14 protein-coding genes are annotated in these 14,848 nt (G+C 71.7%); 8 read left to right on the top strand and 6 right to left on the bottom strand.

Features of this window, described 5'->3' with window-relative positions; genetic code table 11:
• Positions 1 to 51: 51 nt before the first annotated feature.
• Together NUT86_RS20275 and NUT86_RS20270 are read right to left on the bottom strand one after the other, a co-directional pair.
• Positions 52 to 609, bottom strand: a complete 558-nt coding sequence (locus NUT86_RS20275; protein WP_274736848.1) for a DUF3291 domain-containing protein — start codon at positions 607 to 609, stop codon at positions 52 to 54.
• 521 nt (positions 610 to 1,130) lie between these two features.
• A complete protein-coding gene (locus NUT86_RS20270; RefSeq protein WP_159487523.1) occupies positions 1,131 to 2,642 on the bottom strand; it encodes a serine/threonine-protein kinase in 1,512 nt (503 codons plus the stop codon).
• A gap of 344 nt (positions 2,643 to 2,986) precedes the next feature.
• Here NUT86_RS20270 and NUT86_RS20265 point away from each other — a divergent pair, with 344 nt between their 5' ends.
• The 7 genes from NUT86_RS20265 (at position 2,987) to NUT86_RS20235 (ending at position 9,788) form a co-directional block, all read left to right on the top strand.
• A complete protein-coding gene (locus tag NUT86_RS20265) occupies positions 2,987 to 3,529 on the top strand; it encodes a hypothetical protein (RefSeq protein ID WP_093648202.1) in 543 nt (180 codons plus the stop codon).
• A 211-nt stretch (positions 3,530 to 3,740) separates the two neighbouring features.
• Positions 3,741 to 4,577 carry a DUF4097 family beta strand repeat-containing protein gene (locus tag NUT86_RS20260; RefSeq protein ID WP_093648201.1) on the top strand — a complete coding sequence of 279 codons (837 nt, stop codon included), beginning with the start codon at positions 3,741 to 3,743 and terminating at the stop codon, positions 4,575 to 4,577.
• A gap of 105 nt (positions 4,578 to 4,682) precedes the next feature.
• Positions 4,683 to 5,663 carry an ATP-binding cassette domain-containing protein gene (locus NUT86_RS20255; RefSeq protein ID WP_274736843.1) on the top strand — a complete coding sequence of 327 codons (981 nt, stop codon included), beginning with the start codon at positions 4,683 to 4,685 and terminating at the stop codon, positions 5,661 to 5,663.
• Entirely contained in the window at positions 5,663 to 6,454 is a 792-nt protein-coding gene (locus tag NUT86_RS20250; protein WP_274736841.1) for an ABC transporter permease, read from the top strand. Before NUT86_RS20255 ends, NUT86_RS20250 begins: the two co-directional genes overlap by 1 nt.
• A 165-nt stretch (positions 6,455 to 6,619) precedes the next feature.
• On the top strand, positions 6,620 to 7,906 hold the full coding sequence (locus NUT86_RS20245; protein WP_274736839.1) for a cytochrome P450: 1,287 nt from the start codon (positions 6,620 to 6,622) through the stop codon (positions 7,904 to 7,906).
• Between the two features lie 4 nt (positions 7,907 to 7,910).
• Positions 7,911 to 8,141, top strand: a complete 231-nt coding sequence (locus NUT86_RS20240) for a ferredoxin (protein WP_274736837.1) — start codon at positions 7,911 to 7,913, stop codon at positions 8,139 to 8,141.
• A gap of 105 nt (positions 8,142 to 8,246) precedes the next feature.
• Positions 8,247 to 9,788, top strand: a complete 1,542-nt coding sequence (locus NUT86_RS20235) for a protein kinase domain-containing protein (protein WP_274736835.1) — start codon at positions 8,247 to 8,249, stop codon at positions 9,786 to 9,788.
• Between the two features lie 46 nt (positions 9,789 to 9,834).
• Here the strand turns inward: NUT86_RS20235 and NUT86_RS20230 are convergent, their stop codons facing one another.
• The gene (locus tag NUT86_RS20230; RefSeq protein WP_446750773.1) at positions 9,835 to 10,791 is read right to left on the bottom strand and encodes an SCO2400 family protein; all 957 of its coding nucleotides are present in this window, start codon (positions 10,789 to 10,791) and stop codon (positions 9,835 to 9,837) included.
• Between the two features lie 368 nt (positions 10,792 to 11,159).
• Here NUT86_RS20230 and NUT86_RS20225 point away from each other — a divergent pair, with 368 nt between their 5' ends.
• The gene (locus NUT86_RS20225; protein ID WP_274736830.1) at positions 11,160 to 11,588 is read left to right on the top strand and encodes a nuclear transport factor 2 family protein; all 429 of its coding nucleotides are present in this window, start codon (positions 11,160 to 11,162) and stop codon (positions 11,586 to 11,588) included.
• A 104-nt stretch (positions 11,589 to 11,692) separates the two neighbouring features.
• Here the strand turns inward: NUT86_RS20225 and NUT86_RS20220 are convergent, their stop codons facing one another.
• The 3 genes from NUT86_RS20220 to NUT86_RS20210 all read right to left on the bottom strand — a co-directional run bounded on the left by NUT86_RS20220 (position 11,693) and on the right by NUT86_RS20210 (position 14,676).
• Entirely contained in the window at positions 11,693 to 12,031 is a 339-nt protein-coding gene (locus tag NUT86_RS20220; protein ID WP_159487537.1) for a MerR family transcriptional regulator, read from the bottom strand.
• A 702-nt stretch (positions 12,032 to 12,733) separates the two neighbouring features.
• Positions 12,734 to 13,405, bottom strand: a complete 672-nt coding sequence (locus NUT86_RS20215; RefSeq protein ID WP_159487539.1) for a response regulator — start codon at positions 13,403 to 13,405, stop codon at positions 12,734 to 12,736.
• Positions 13,402 to 14,676 carry a sensor histidine kinase gene (locus tag NUT86_RS20210; protein WP_159489258.1) on the bottom strand — a complete coding sequence of 425 codons (1,275 nt, stop codon included), beginning with the start codon at positions 14,674 to 14,676 and terminating at the stop codon, positions 13,402 to 13,404. Before NUT86_RS20210 ends, NUT86_RS20215 begins: the two co-directional genes overlap by 4 nt.
• Positions 14,677 to 14,848 lie beyond the last annotated feature (172 nt).

The following is a 14,848-nucleotide window of genomic DNA, read 5'->3' as shown; positions in this document are numbered from 1 at the left end:
GCGTCTTGGTACTCATCGGTGCTCGCGAGGCAGAGGGCGAAGCCTCCCTTGTCAGCGAACCTGGTCGCTCTTCGGCCCGATGCCTTTGACCCTGGTCGGAGTTCCGTCCGGGGCGAATGAGTGGTGGAAGGTGAAGGCGTGCGGCACGGAGCCGTGGTCGTGGAGGTGCTCCAGCTTGGAAACCCCGTCCTGCCAGGTGGGTATCGCGCCGTCGGCGACCCACCAGCACACGTAATTCGGGTGCTCTGCCCTCTCGAACCAGTCGTAACGCCGGTTCAGCGCCTCACGGTGCAGACCGGTGTAGACGGCGTCGAAGGCGGGGCGCAGGTCGGTCCAGAGGGAGAGTGTCGCGGCCAGGGCGGTGGTTTCCACCGTGCGGCCCTTGCCGTACCAGGTCGGTACGGCGAACTCTCCCCATGCACCCCAGTCCGCCTCGAAGAGCATGCCCCGGTCACCGTCCGCCGCTTCAGCACGCGCGAGGTACCCGGGGTGCTGACTGATCTTCCGGTAGACGGCCTCACCGATGTCGTAGAACTCGTGCGTGAGAGGTGAGGGATCGGCGAGAGGTGACTTCAGGACGCCGAATGTGTACAGCGCAAGATGGGGCATGCGTCTCTTCCTGGTTGGGGTGCCTGGTGTGGACCCGGTGTGCACCCGGTTCAGTTGCTTACGCACGGGGGCGAGGAGTCGTGGGGCGTGACCAACTCATCCCGTCGCGGGTGGCTCAGTCCGAAGGAACTCCTGTGCGACCGTGGGCGATCGCCGAAGACCAGGTGAAGGTAGCGGCCTCCGCGGGCCATGTCGAAGTTGCGTTTTCCCTGTCCAAGTGGCCTCTTGCACCGGTCATTTCGGGGACCGGGGCGGTGACGGGCGGGGCGGGCTGCGGGGTACCAGTGATCCACTTCGGCCGGTCGGTTCGCCCGCCATCGCGCCGCTGGCGTGGCCGGTTCGCCCAGGCGGGCCTGCCCGGGACTGGCCCGTGAGGCCGCCCGGCGGGGCATCGCCCCGTTCATGTCGGCGTCGACCGTGCGTCGCGGCCGGCCCAGGACGCGCTCAAGCCCTGGCAGCACCGCACCGGCAGCGTGAACAACCCCCGAAGGATTTACTACGCCGACCACTGAGCACGGAGGCTAACCGCCGAGCCGGATTCCCTTGACGGCGGTGTCGAAGACCGGCCGGTACTCGTTCCACTGGGCGTTCGGCGCGACGAGGTAGACCACGTACTGCGTGCCGTCGGTGCTGCTGAACGCCAGCTCCACCGCGCGGTACTTCCGTTTCGAGCCGTCGAAGGTGAACTCCCAGTACCCCGCGGGCCGTCCCCGGAACGTCGTGGGGTCCATCCTGACCCGCTCATAGTTCGGGTTGTCCCGGCGCGTCTGGTCCTCTTCGGTCTCCCGCCAGTGCCGGAGCGGATCGGACTCCCCGGCGAACGGGACGATGTTGATCCGCAGGCCCGCCAGCCCGGAGACATAGGCGATCTCGGCGCCCGGCGGGTCCTGGCGTTTCCAGCCGTCCCGTATGGGGAGGGAGAAGTCCGAACCCTCCTTCTTGAGGTGGTACCCGGCGGGAACCGGCGGCGGCGCGGAAGGGCTGGTGCTCGGGGGAGGGCTGGAGGCGTTCGCCCCGGCCGGGCGGGCGCTCGTTGCACCGGTACCGCCCCAGGGCCACAGCAGCACACCACCGGTCACGGCGGCGGCGAGGGCCGTCGCCGCGGCACCCCACAGCACCGTGCGGCGGCCGCGCCTGCCCTCCCGGGAGGGAACCGCGGGGACTTCGGCGCGGTGCGGCCGGGTGGGCTGATCGCCGAGAGCGGTCACCGTGCCGGCCGTGTGGCCGCCCAGGAGGCGTTCGGCCTCGTGGGCGTCCATGCGCCCGCCGGGTTCCTTCACGAGCAGCCCCTCGATGACCGGGCCCAGGTCACCGGCGTTGCGCGGGGGCGGGTACTCCTCGGTGGCGATGGCGTACGCCGTCTCGATCGCGGTGTCCCGGCCGAACGGGGGGCGCCCTTCGACCGCCTGGTACAGCGTTGCCCCGAGGGACCACAGGTCGCAGGCCGGGCCGGGCTCGGCGATGTTGGTCCGGAGGCGTTCCGGCGCGAGGTACTGGATCGACCCGACCAGTTCGCCGGTCCGGGTCAGCGAGGGCGTCCCGGCCTGCACGGCGATGCCGAAGTCGGTGAGGACGATCCGCCCGTCGTTCCCGAGCAGCACATTGGCGGGCTTGACGTCCCGGTGCAGCACCCCGGCGTCGTGGGCGGCGCGCAGTGCGGCGGCCATGCCGCGGCCGATCCGGGCCGCTTCATCGGGCGGCAGCGCGCCCTTGCGCTTCAGCAGGTCGCCCAGGGTGACCGAGGGGATGTACTCCATGACGATGCACGGCAGGCCCTCGTCGTCGACGACGTCATGCACCACGATCACATGGGGGTGGGTGATCCGGGCGGCGCTGCGGGCCTCGCGGCGGGTGCGCTCGTAGAGCGTCTCGATCTCGTCGTCGTTCAGGTGCGGAGGTACGAGCAGTTTCTTCACGGCGACCGGCCGCCCGAGCAGCTCGTCCTCGGCCCGCCACACCGTGCCCATGCCGCCGCGGCCGACCCGCTCCACCAGCCGGTACCGGTCGGCCACGAGCCGCCCCAGATCGGACACCGTGAGTTCTCCTCCGCCGCACGCGTTGCACAGTCTGCGAGAGCACCATAGCCCGCGCATCCGAGCGGCCCGGAGGGTGGCATTCCGCGGTGGCCGGTGCCGTGGGCGGGCCGCAGCAGCGGGGCCGCTGTGCGCGGCGGTAACTGCCGCGGTGGCCGCCCCCGTTCGTCCCCGGCCGCCCCGGTTTCTCCCTCCCCCGGCCGCGACCGTGGCGCCCCGAGCTGCGCGCGAGAGGTGGTGTGGTGCACGTATGGCACCTCAGGTGGTGCCGCCGTGGCGCCATTGGTGCCATTCATGCGCCATGGTGACTTGCGGTGGCGCCATGATGGTGCCACTATGGCGTCATGGACCTCACGCCCTACGTCGACAATCTCCGGCACGAGCTCGCGGTCGCCGCGGACGCGGGCGGAGACGAAGCCCGTGCCCTGGCCGAGCGGCTCACCACCCCCCTGGAGTCGGCCGTCCGGCTCACGCTGCTGAACGCACTCTCCTCCGCCATGACCGAGATCACCCGTGACCTGGCACCGGGGTCGGTCGATCTGCGGCTGCGCGGGCTCGACCCCGAGTTCGTGGTGACCGCACCACCGGTCCAGGAGCCGTACGGACAGGCGGAGTTGCCCGAGGCGGCGGCCGGTGAGCCGCGGGCATCCGCGCCCCCGGCTCCTTCGGACGCCGACGAGGGCGGCACCGCGCGGATCAACTTCCGCCTTCCCGCCCATCTCAAGGCCAGGGTCGAGGACGCCGCAGGACAGGAAGGCCTCTCGGTCAACGCCTGGCTGGTGCGGGCCGTCGCCACCGCCCTGGAGCCGGGCGCCCCCAGCCGCCCCACCACCGGCCGCAGCTCCCACCACCGGGGCCAGCAGGGCTACACGGGCTGGGTCCGCTAGGGCGGGCCACGCCCGGGGATCGGGAACCGACCGCCAACCGGAGGCCGCGAGAACCACCCCGCCCCTGCACCGACGCACAGCGCCAAGGCACAGCACCAACGCACAGCGCCAACGCACCGCACCACTTCTCACTCACTCGCTTACTCACTCATTCATTCATTCACCCGCCCTCCCGGCGGGAACTCACACCAGTCATGAGGACGGCACAGCCATGCCTGCTTTCGACACTCCCGAACCGCTCTCCGTCACCATTGAGCTCGACCTCGGCTCCGTCCGGATCGCCGCGAGCAAGCGCATCGACACGGTCGTCGAGGTGCTGCCGCGCGACGCCACCGCGGAGGCCGATGTGCGGGCCGCGCAGCAGACCAAGGTCACCTGCTCCGGCGGCAAGCTGCTCGTCAAGGGCCCCAGGAAGCGCTCGCTCTTCGGAAAGTCCGGCTCCCTCGATGTGACCATCGAGCTGCCGGCCGGCTCGGACCTCCTGGGCACCGCGCCCATGGCGGACTTCACGGTGGAAGGCCGGCTCGGCGAGTGCCGGCTCAAGACCTCGTTCGGCGATCTCCAGGTCGACGAGGCGGAGGCCGTCAACCTGCGGACCGACTACGGCGCCATCCGGCTGGACCGGGTGTCGGGGGATGCCGAGCTCGTCGGCGCGGGCCAGATCGAGGTCGGTGAGATCGGGGGCGAGGCGCTGGTCAAGAACGGCAATGGCGGGACCATGATCGGCGAGGTCACCGGCGCGCTGCGGGCGCGTGCGTCCAACGGCCTCATCTCCGTCGGTGTCGCGCACGCCGGAGTCGACGCCAAGTCCGCCAACGGTGCCATCCGGATCGGCGAAGTGGCCCGCGGCCAGGTCGCGCTCCAGGCCGCCGCCGGTGACCTGGAGGTCGGTATCCGTGAGTCCACCGCCGCCTGGCTGGAGGTGACCACCGGTGCGGGCAGCGTGCGCAATGACCTCGGTGCCGCCGAAGGCCCCGGCGACAGTGCCGAGACCGTCGAAGTACGCGCCCACACCAGCGTCGGCAACATCCTGATCCGCCGTTCCTGACCAGGCCTCGGACGTTGCTGACCAGGCCTCGACCGCCCCTGACCAGACCTCGGCCGCTTCTGGGCGGCCACTACCACCACACCCAAGAACGGGAGTGTCATGATCATGACTTCCACGACCGCCGTCGCGTCGGCGATCAGTACCACCGGGTTATCCAAGTCCTACGGCGACAAGGTGGTGCTCGACGGCATCGACCTGCGCATCCCCGAAGGCACGGTCTTCGCCCTGCTCGGGCCCAACGGCGCGGGCAAGACCACCACCGTGCAGATCCTCTCCACCCTCATCCCCGCCACCGCCGGCCAGGCGCGGGTCGCCGGTCACGACCTGGTCCGCGAGGCCGATGCCGTACGCTCCGCAATCGGCGTCACCGGCCAGTTCTCGGCGGTCGACAATCTGCTCACCGCCCGGGAGAACCTGCTCCTGATGGCGGACCTGCACCATCTCGACCGCCGCGAAGGCCGCAGGCGGGCCACCGAGCTGCTGCGCCGCTTCGAACTCACCGAGGCCGCCACCAAGCCCGTCGTCACCTTCTCGGGCGGGATGCGCCGCAAGCTCGACCTCGCGATGACCCTGGTCGGGGACCCGCGCATCATCTTCCTCGACGAGCCGACGACCGGACTCGATCCCCGCAGCCGGCGCACCATGTGGGAGATCATCCGCAGCCTGGTCGCCGACGACGGCGTCACCATCTTCCTGACCACGCAGTATCTGGAGGAGGCCGACCAACTCGCCGACCGCATCGCCGTCCTGGACCAGGGAAAGCTGGTCGCCGAAGGCACCGCGGACGAGCTGAAGCGACGGATCCCCGGCGGTCATATCCGCCTCCGGTTCCAGGACGCGTCCGCACTCACCTCGGCCGCCGCCCTCTTCGACTCCACCGCACACGACAGCGAAGCGCTCACTCTGCACGTCCCCGGGGACGGCAGCGTCCCCGCCCTGCGCGCCGTCCTCGACACCCTGGACCGTGCGTCGATCCGCGCCGAGGAACTGACGGTGCACACCCCCGATCTCGACGATGTCTTCCTCACCCTCACCGGCCGCGACAGGTCCGCCAGCGAGGCCAACTCCCTGAAGGAGAACGCCTGATGACCACCCTGTCCTACGCGGCCCGCGATGCCCGGACGATGCTGCGGCGCAATCTGAAGCATGCGCTGCGCTACCCCTCCATGACGGTCTCGGTCATCGCGATGCCCGTCCTGATGCTGCTGCTCTTCACCTATGTTTTCGGCGGCGCCCTGGGGACCGGCATCGGCGGGGCGGCCGGCGGCAGCACCGAGTACATCGACTATGTCGCCCCCGGCATCATCCTCATGGCCGCGACCTCGGGCGCCCTGGCCACCGCGGTCGGCGTCTGTGTCGACATGACCGAAGGCATCGTCAACCGGTTCCGCACGATGGCGATCTCCCGTGCGTCCTTCCTGACCGGGCATGTCGTCGGCAGTGTCCTGCAGACACTGGTCAGCATCGCCTTCGTCATCGGCGTCGCGCTCCTCATGGGCTTCCGTACCCATGCCACGCCCCTGGGATGGCTCGCCGCCGCCGGTCTGCTCACCCTGCTCACCCTGGCGCTGACCTGGCTGGCGGCCGCCATCGGCCTGGTGGCCAAGAATCCCGAGACGGCCAGCAACATACCCTTGCCGTTCCAGTTCCTCCCGTTCCTCGGCAGCGCCATCGTCCCCCCGGAGTCCATGCCCACCGGGCTGCGCTGGTTCGCCGAGTACCAGCCCTTCACCCCCGTCATCGAGACGCTGCGGGGCCTGCTGATGGGCACCGGGGCCGGCGCCGAGTGGATCGCCGCCGTGGCCTGGTGCGTCGGCCTCACCCTGGTCGGCTACCTGTGGGCGCGCTCGGCCTTCCGCCGCAGCGCCACCCGCTGAACGGCCGCTCCACTGGCCGCTCCACCGGCCCCTGCGCAAGCGACTTCACCGGCCGGCCGCTGCACAAGCCACTTCACCGCGCGCTCCGCCTTGCACACCGCCTGCACGTCACCTCGCACTCCGCCCGGCGCTTCGCAGTGCCGTCAACCTGCACCGGAGGACACCATGCAGCACGAACAGTCCGCACCCGCACCCGCACCCACACCCACACCCACACCCGCACCCACGACCGAGCAGACCGCTCACGGAACAGCGGTGCACCCCGAGCCGGTGACCCTGCCGGTGACCCGCACCCCGGGCTGCCCCTTCGACCCGCCCGCCGAGCTGGCGGAGCTGCGCGAACAGCAGCCGCTGCGCCCGATGCGCTACCCCGACGGCCACGTGGGCTGGCTGGCCACCGGCCACTCCGTGGTCCGGGCGATAGCCGCCGATCCCCGCTTCAGCTCCCGGTACGAGCTGCTGCGCTACCCCCTCCCGGGCGGGCCCTCCGGCTCCCTGCCGCCGGCACCGCTCGGCGACCTCACCGGGATCGACGCACCGGAGCACACCCGCTACCGGCGGCTGCTCGCCGGGAAGTTCACCGTCCGCCGGATGCGCCAACTCACCGCCCGCGTCGAGCAGATCACCGCCGACCACCTCGACGCCATGGAGCGCCAGGGACCGGTGGCCGATCTGGTCCAGGCGTTCGCGCACCCCGTCCCGGCCCTGATGATCTGCGAACTGCTCGGGGTGTCGCCGTCCGACCGCGCGCGCTTCCAGGAGCACACCGCGATGCTGAGCAGCCCGGACGCCGCTCCCGAGGAGCAGATGGCTGCCATGACCGCGCTCGCGGAATGCGTCCGCGAACTGGTGGTGGCCAAGCGCGCCCACCCCACCGACGACCTGCTCAGCGATCTGACCACCAGTGACCTGACCGATGACGAACTCGCCGGCATCGGCGGCTTCCTGCTGGCCGCCGGTCTCGACACCACCGCGAACATGCTCGCGCTCGGCACCTTCGCCCTGCTGAGCCACCCCGCGCAGGCCGCCGCCCTGCGCGGCGACCCCGGCCTCGCCGACCAGGCGGTCGAGGAGCTGCTGCGCTATCTGACCATCACCCACACCGGGCTGCGGGCGGCCCTGGAGGACGTCGAGCTGGACGGGCAGCTGATCAAGGCCGGCGATACCGTCGCCGTCTCGGTGCAGGCCGCCAACCGCGACCCGCTGAAGTTCCCCGACCCCGACACCCTCGATCTGCGGCGGAAGGCGACCGGCCATCTGGCCTTCGGCCACGGCGCCCACCAGTGCCTGGGCCAGCAGCTGGCCCGGGTCGAGATGCGGGTCGCCTTCCCGGCGCTGTTCCGCCGCTTCCCGACGCTGCGGCTGGCCGTCCCGCCCGAGGACGTACCGCTGCGCGACGCCATGAACATCTACGGGGTGCACCGGCTCCCCGTCACCTGGGACAAGGAGTAGCCCGATGCAGCTGAGCATCGACCGCGACCGCTGTATCGGCGCCGGGATGTGTGCCCTGACCGCCCCCGAGGTGTTCGACCAGGACGACGAGGACGGGCTGGTCCTGCTCCGCACCGCCGCGCCCCCGCCCGGGCTGCACGCCACGGCCCGGCTGGCCGCCGGACTCTGCCCGGCCGCCGCCCTCACCGTCATCGAGCAGGGCGGAGCGGGCAGTTCGCCCCCGGACACGCCCTAGCCCGGCACCGCCCCCCGTGCCGCCGCTCCCTGCCGGGCGGGGAACCCGACCGCCCTCCCGCACGTCTTCCGGCGTGTTGGCGTGATCGGTCCCTGGAGGAACCCGGTGGAACACAGGATGTTGGGGCAGCGGTACGAGCTGGTGGAGCAGCTCGGGCACGGCGGCATGGGGACGGTGTACCGGGCCGTCGACCACCGGCTGCGCCGTACCGTCGCCGTCAAGACCCTCTCCGCCGAGCTGGCGATGCAGCCCGAATTCCTCACCCGCTTCCAGCGGGAGGCGCATGCCGCGGCCGCGCTCAACCACCCCGGTGTGGCCACCGTCCATGACGTCGGTGAGGACGCCGGCGGCGGTGCGGCCGAGCCCTATCTGGTCATGGAATATGTGGCGGGCCGGACCCTCAGCCAGGTGCTGAGGGACGGCCCGCTGTCGGTGGCGCAGGCCGTCGACGTCACGGGACAGGTGCTGGCGGCGCTGGACCACAGCCACCGGCACGCCATCGTGCACCGGGACATCAAGCCCGCGAACGTCATGCTCACGGCGTCCGGCGCGGTCAAGGTCGTCGACTTCGGTATCGCCAAGGCGCTGAGCGAGGTGGCCACCCGGCTGACCGGGACCGGCGTGGCGGTCGGCACCCCCGCCTATCTCGCCCCCGAGCAGATCAACGGCGGCGAGACCGACCACCGCACCGATCTGTACGCCGTGGGCTGTCTGCTGTACGAGCTGCTGACGGGGCGTCCCCCGTACACCGGGGACTCACCGTTCTCCGTCATGCATCAGCATCTGGCCGCGGAGCCGGTGCCGCCCTCGCAGCTCCGCCCGGAACTCCCGCCCGCCGTGGACGCCGTGATCGCCAGAGCCCTGCACAAGCGCCGGGAGGACCGCTTCGCGGATGCCGCCGCGATGCAGGCGGCGCTCGCCGCGGCACCCCACTCCGCACCGGCTCCCCAACTCCCCACCCCCACCGCGCTCGATCCCGCGGCCGCGGGCCCCGCCCCGGCGGCGGCCCCGCCCGCGCCCGCCGCGAGCGCACCGGCGCCGCGGTCCGCCCGCCGGAAGCCGGCCCGGGTGGCGTTCCGGCCGACGGCCGAAGGCGCGGTCGCACTGCTCGGCTGCTTCCTGTCCCTGGTGATATCCCGGACCGACATGATCGAGGTCGGTCAGTTCACCCGGGTCGCGCTGCTCGCCGGCGTCGCGGGAGCGGTGCTGCTGCTGTGGTCGGCCCGGCTCGCCTGCGCGGTGGCCTGGGGCCCGGTGGCGGAGGCCGTGGCCGTGTGGTCCGAGCTGGCGCGCGCCAACATCGGCTGGGAAACCAGCTACGTCATCATCGCCCTGGTCCTGGGGGTCGTCTCCGCGCTGTGCCTCGCCGCCGGATACAAGGACGAGCGCACGGGCGGCTTCGCGCTCGTCGCCTTCTGGTTCACGTCCCTGGCATCCGTCTGGTTCTTCCTCGACGACCTCCGCAAGATCGGCGTCTTCTACGTCCTCCTGCTGGCCGTCACGCTCGCCATCGGCACCCAGGTCCTCAAGTCCCGCACCCGGACGTCGCCGTCCGGCGGCACTGCCGGGCCCTCCGCGGCGGAGAGGGCCGGGGGCGCCGTACCCCCGGCCGCCGCCGCACGGCCCTCCGGCGGGCGCGGGCGGTAGCCGGCTGGGTAGCCGGGCCCCACCCAAGACACCAACAACGCCGGTATCAGCCGACGCACACCACACCCAGCAGACACACATGCGTCGGCGAGGACTGCCCCGCCTCCGGTGCGGTCGGTGTGTCCGGTGTGGTCGGTGAGGTGTGTGCCGGCGAGGTGTCCGAGCCGGAGCTTCCGGAGCCTCCGGGGGCAGCGGGGGCGCTGGTCGCGGCATCGGTGTGCGCGGGGTGTGCCGCCCGGTCCGGTGTGGACGCGGTGGGCTCGCTCGCGCGGGGCGGCGCGGCGGTGTGGGACGGGGTGTCGGACTGCGGCTGCCGGGCCGTCGTGGCGGGCGGCGGCGTGGACGCGGTGGGGCGCGCATGCCGGCCGGCCGGGAGGGACGGGCGGGCGCCGGGGTGCCGGGAAGCTTCGCTGTCCGCCCGGTCCGTCGACGAGGCGGCGGGCTCGGTCCGGGGCGTGGACACGCGCTCCGGCTCCGGCATCGAGGCCGCGTGGGTGCCGTTGGTGCCGGGCTTGTTCTGCAGCATGCTGACGGTCAGACCGCCGCCGACGAGGGCAAAGGCCGTGGCGGCCGCGGCCCGGCGCCGGTGCTTCTTCCACCGGGCCAGCTGGCGGCGCCGGGCCGCCCGGCCCTGCCCGGTGGACGCGGGGACCTCGGCATCGCCGGGCGCACCGTCCTCCGGGGCGGCTGCGGTGCCGGCGGTGCCGGCCCCATCCGCCGGCGCGGCGTCGAAGGCGCCGCCGAACGGCGCAGTCTCGGAGGCACTGCCGAACGGCGTGGTCTCGGAGGCACCGCCGCCGAACGGACCGGCATCGGCGTACCGGCCCGGGCCGGGCTCCGGGGCGGGGGCTTCCTCCGGCTGCCAGGACTCCCAGGTCGCGGCGGCGGCCATCGCGCTCCGCCGGCGGTGGGAGGGCGGGGCTATGTCCGGGGCGTAATCGCCGCATCCTGGACATACGAGTGCCCCGTTGAGACTCCGGCGGCACGACGAGCAGTAGTCCATCTTCGATCTTTCTGTGCTGGCTGCGCCGCCAGGGACGCCGGCGACCTGATCAAGCTGATCCAGTTCGCACGCGGGATCGAGCGGGCAGTAACGCTAACGACACCCGTCGAGGGCGACGCGTACGACGTGTGACGCTTCCGTGCAGATTTCCCGACGGCCCCTCCCGCACTCCGGACATGTCACGACGCGCACCGGGCGGAGAATCGAATCAAGGTCTAATCAAGTTTGACTAATCCCGCCCGAGGGCATACCTTTCCCGAGTAGACAAATTTGACGACTGATGACTGGCGCCTGATGGCCGATGAGTGCCTACGTGTCCGTGGGTCATGTGACGGCTGATGCGTCGAAGAGACCCGTGAGGAGCCTGTGTGACCTTCCTGCCGGATACCGGTTACATCCCGACCGCTGAGGACCGCGCGAGCCTGGACGCCTGGTTCGCGGAGTACGACGCACAGAGCGCGAAGCGCGATGTCCAGAGCATGGCCGACCTGGCGATGTTCCCCCTCAACCTCGTGAGCGACGACGCGGCCGGCAACGGTCGTGCGGCGCAGTGGGACCGCGAGCGGTACATCGCGACGATGACGCAGGTGATGGGGGACGGCGGCGAGGGCATCACTTTCGAGTCCACGCGGACGCCGGTCTTTCTCTCGCCCGCCCTGGCCGTGGTCTTCTCGGACTCGACCATGACGATGGACGGTCAGAGCAGGCAGCTGCGTTACGCCGACATCCTGGTCAGGCGGGACGGCACATGGGCGTTCCAGACCATGATCCAGGGCGGCTGGGGCGACAACCTGTAGCTCCGCAGTCGATACGGCACCGCCGGAGCGGGAGTCGTGGGCGCCACGGGCTGATGCTCACCGTTGCCTGCCGCGCTGCCGATGCCCTGAGCGACGGCCGGGGCTCAGCGCGGGCTGTCGTCCGAGGTGGCTGCGGCGCGGCGGAATTCGGCGTTGATGCGCTGGGCTTCTTCGAGCTGGTCCTCAAGGATGACGATGCGGCAAGCCGCCTCGATCGGGGTGCCCTGGTCGACGAGTTCCCGGGCACGGGCGGCGATGCGCAGCTGGTACCGGGAGTAGCGGCGGTGCCCGCCCTCGGAGCGGAGCGGGGTGATCAGGCGGGCCTCTCCGATGGCACGGAGGAAGCCGGGGGTCGTGCCGAGCAATTCGGCGGCCCGGCCCATGGTGTAGGCGGGGTAGTCATCGTCGTCCAGTCGGCTGCCGAGCGAATCATCCGCTGTCATCTGCACCTCTTCTTGGGAGCGCGTCGAGGGGCCTTGGTGCCGTACGGCACCAAGGCCCCGAAGGAAATTCAACACCATCTGTCGGCCCTAGTGCTGCGCCGACCTTCTGTTTCCGCGGCCTCGCCCCGGCGAGGGGCGTGGGTGCGGGGATCGCTGCTGCCTGACCGTGGACCACCTGCCAATCCGGGGTCGTGCGATACCCGGGGGGAGTACTCCTCGCCCGGGCGATCCTGATGGCGTCTGCTTCCTCCGTTCTTCGTCTGTATCGGTCACTTGCCGGGCCGCAGCCGTGTGTGCTGCGGGTGCTGCCGGTGGCGGCCCCTGAACACCGCGGGCCACCCGGTGCGGCCGTCAGTCCCGTCGCCGTCCTGCGACCACCCTGGCTTCGGAACTCCACCGCCGCACCGGCCTGGCTGAACCGCTTCCCGGCCATACCTCCGCCGGGCGTTCAACCTTGGCTACGAGAAAAACCGTAACCACGTGAGAGTCCAATGTCTACTCTGACGAGAGTAGATTTTCGTGTCTTTGGCGCGGAGGCAATCCACGTCGAACGGGGTAGGCGTCCGGAGCCGGCGGAGAGCCGGACAGGGGGGTGCAGAGCATCGCGGAAGCGGCGGCCGGCCTCGTTGCGTCGCCGCCCGAGCCCGAGCCCGAGCCCGAGCCCGTCCCCGCCCGAGCCGCTCCGTGGCGCAGTGCCGGAGGTCAGAGCGCGTCGGGCCGGGCCAGTCCGGTCCGGTAGGCGATGACCACGAGTTGGGCGCGGTCCCGGGCGCCCAGCTTGGTCATCGCGCGGTTCGCATGGGTCTTGGCGGTGAGCGGGGTGACGAAGAGGCGCTCGGCGATCTCGTCGTTGGACAGGCCGGCGGCGACCAGGGCGACCACCTCGCGCTCCCGCGGGGTGAGCGCGGCCAGTTGCGGTGACGGCGTCCGGCCGGGTGGTGCGGGCTGGGCCAGGAAGCGCGCGATCAGCGACTTGGTCGCGGTCGGCGAGAGCAGGGAGTCGCCGGCGGCGACCACCCGGATCGCATCGAGCAGTTCGTCCGGGTTGATGCCCTTGCCGAGGAAACCGCTCGCCCCGGCGCGGAGCGCCTCCGCGACGTACTCGTCGTTCTCGAAGGTGGTCAGCACCAGCACCCGTACGCCGGCGAGGTCCTCGTCCTCGCTGATCATCCTGGTCGCGGCGAGGCCGTCGAGGTCGGGCATCCGGATGTCCATCAGCACCAGGTCGGCGCGGTGGCTGCGGGTCAGTGCGACGGCTTCGCGGCCCGTGGCGGCCTCCGCGACGACCTCCATGTCAGGGGCGGAGTCGACGAGCATCCGGAAGGTGCCGCGCAGGAGTGCCTGATCGTCGGCGAGCAGCACACGGATGGTCATGGCCGGCCCTTTCGACCGGCGTGCAGCGGCAGTTCGGCCTCGATACGGAAGCCCCCTTCGGGGCGTGGTCCGGCAGCGAGGGTACCTCCGGCGGACCTGGCGCGCTCCCGCATACCGATCATGCCGTGGCCGGTGCCGGCCTCCTGGGTTCCTTCGAGACCCGTGGCGCCAGGGCCGGTACCGCGGCCGCTGCCCCCGGTACCGCGGCCGTCGTCCTCGACGGTGAGCCGCAGGACGTCGGTGCGGAAGTCCAGGCGGACCCCCGCCGAGGCCGGGCCGGCGTGCTTGTGCGTATTGGTCAGGGCCTCCTGGATGATCCGGTAGGCCGTCAGATCGGCGATCGGTGACAGCTCGCCCGGTGGCCCGGTGCGCTCCAGCGTGACGTCGAGGCCGGAGTGGCGGAAGGAGTCCAGCAGAGCGTCGAGACCGGCGAGTCCGGGTGCCGGTTCGCGGGGCTCGTCCGGATCCTCGCCGTACCGGAGCAGTCCTACGGTGGCCCGCAGTTCGTCCAGCGCTCCCCGGCTGGTGTCCCGGATCCGTTCGAGCGCCTGGTAGGCGTGCTCGGGGTCGGTGCCCATGAGGTGGTGGGCCACGCCCGCCTGGGCGTTGACCAGGGTGATGTGGTGGGCCACGACATCGTGCAGCTCCCGGGCGATCCGGAGGCGCTCCGCGATGACCCGGCGGCGGGCTTCTTCCTCCTTGGTGCGCTCGGCCCGCTCGGCCCGCTCCACGGCGGCGGCGAGCACCTCGCGGCGGCTGCGGACGGCGTCGCCGATGGCCACCGCCATGAGCGTCCAGGCAATCAGGGCAAGGGACGACGGGAGCTTGTCCGCCAGGGCGAGGGACTCCGGGCGGGCAAGGGACTGCGGCAGCTGTAGCGCACCCGGGGGGAAGACCAGCGACGCGGTGATGAGCACGACGGCCGCGAGGGTGCCCACGCGCCAGGCCCGGCGCCGGCCGGTGCGGATCGCCACCGTATAGAGAGCGACGGCCGTGGCGGCGGGCGTCGGCCTGGCGAGCGGGAGCAGGGCGGACTGCACCAGAAGCATGGACACGGTCACCGCGACCACGGTGACCGGCCAGCGGTTCCGGGCGATCAGGGGCACACAGGAGACCGCGAGGGCAACGACGGACCAGCCGACCGGAGCCCGGTCGATGTAGGCGAAGGCGACGGCCAGCGGGGAGGCCAGGAGGAAGCAGGCCAGCGCGACGGTCAGGTCGACCACGAGTGGCCGGGTCGCCCGCTGCCACGCGCTGAACCGGTCAATCATCTGCACTCTCCCACGGTACGCAGCCCCGGCCGGGCCGACAGCGGCGTCGGCCCGGCCCTGCGGTGCACACGGCTTCATCGAACGAGGTGGACCGTGCGGCCCGGCTCTTCGTGCGGCGGGCGGCTCACCTCGCGGACGGCGGGGTCGTGCCCGCGGCCAGGCGGACGGGCGG

The organism is Streptomyces sp. G7(2002) (assembly GCF_028870195.1).
In the GTDB taxonomy this organism is placed as follows: Bacteria; Actinomycetota; Actinomycetes; order Streptomycetales; family Streptomycetaceae; genus Streptomyces; species Streptomyces nigrescens.
This window is presented reverse-complemented; position numbering and strand designations above follow the sequence as displayed.

Excerpts from the sequence above, each read along its gene's own strand:
- NUT86_RS20275 (WP_274736848.1), bottom strand. The coding sequence starts at position 609 with ATGCCCCATCTTGCGCTGTACACATTCGGCGTCCTGAAGTCACCTCTC.
- NUT86_RS20265 (WP_093648202.1), top strand. The coding sequence starts at position 2,987 with ATGGACCTCACGCCCTACGTCGACAATCTCCGGCACGAGCTCGCGGTC.
- NUT86_RS20260 (WP_093648201.1), top strand. The coding sequence starts at position 3,741 with ATGCCTGCTTTCGACACTCCCGAACCGCTCTCCGTCACCATTGAGCTC.
- NUT86_RS20255 (WP_274736843.1), top strand. The coding sequence starts at position 4,683 with ATGACTTCCACGACCGCCGTCGCGTCGGCGATCAGTACCACCGGGTTA.
- NUT86_RS20250 (WP_274736841.1), top strand. The coding sequence starts at position 5,663 with ATGACCACCCTGTCCTACGCGGCCCGCGATGCCCGGACGATGCTGCGG.
- NUT86_RS20245 (WP_274736839.1), top strand. The coding sequence starts at position 6,620 with ATGCAGCACGAACAGTCCGCACCCGCACCCGCACCCACACCCACACCC.
- NUT86_RS20240 (WP_274736837.1), top strand. The coding sequence starts at position 7,911 with ATGCAGCTGAGCATCGACCGCGACCGCTGTATCGGCGCCGGGATGTGT.
- NUT86_RS20230 (WP_446750773.1), bottom strand. The coding sequence starts at position 10,791 with ATGGACTACTGCTCGTCGTGCCGCCGGAGTCTCAACGGGGCACTCGTA.
- NUT86_RS20220 (WP_159487537.1), bottom strand. The coding sequence starts at position 12,031 with ATGACAGCGGATGATTCGCTCGGCAGCCGACTGGACGACGATGACTAC.
- NUT86_RS20215 (WP_159487539.1), bottom strand. The coding sequence starts at position 13,405 with ATGACCATCCGTGTGCTGCTCGCCGACGATCAGGCACTCCTGCGCGGC.
- NUT86_RS20210 (WP_159489258.1), bottom strand. The coding sequence starts at position 14,676 with ATGATTGACCGGTTCAGCGCGTGGCAGCGGGCGACCCGGCCACTCGTG.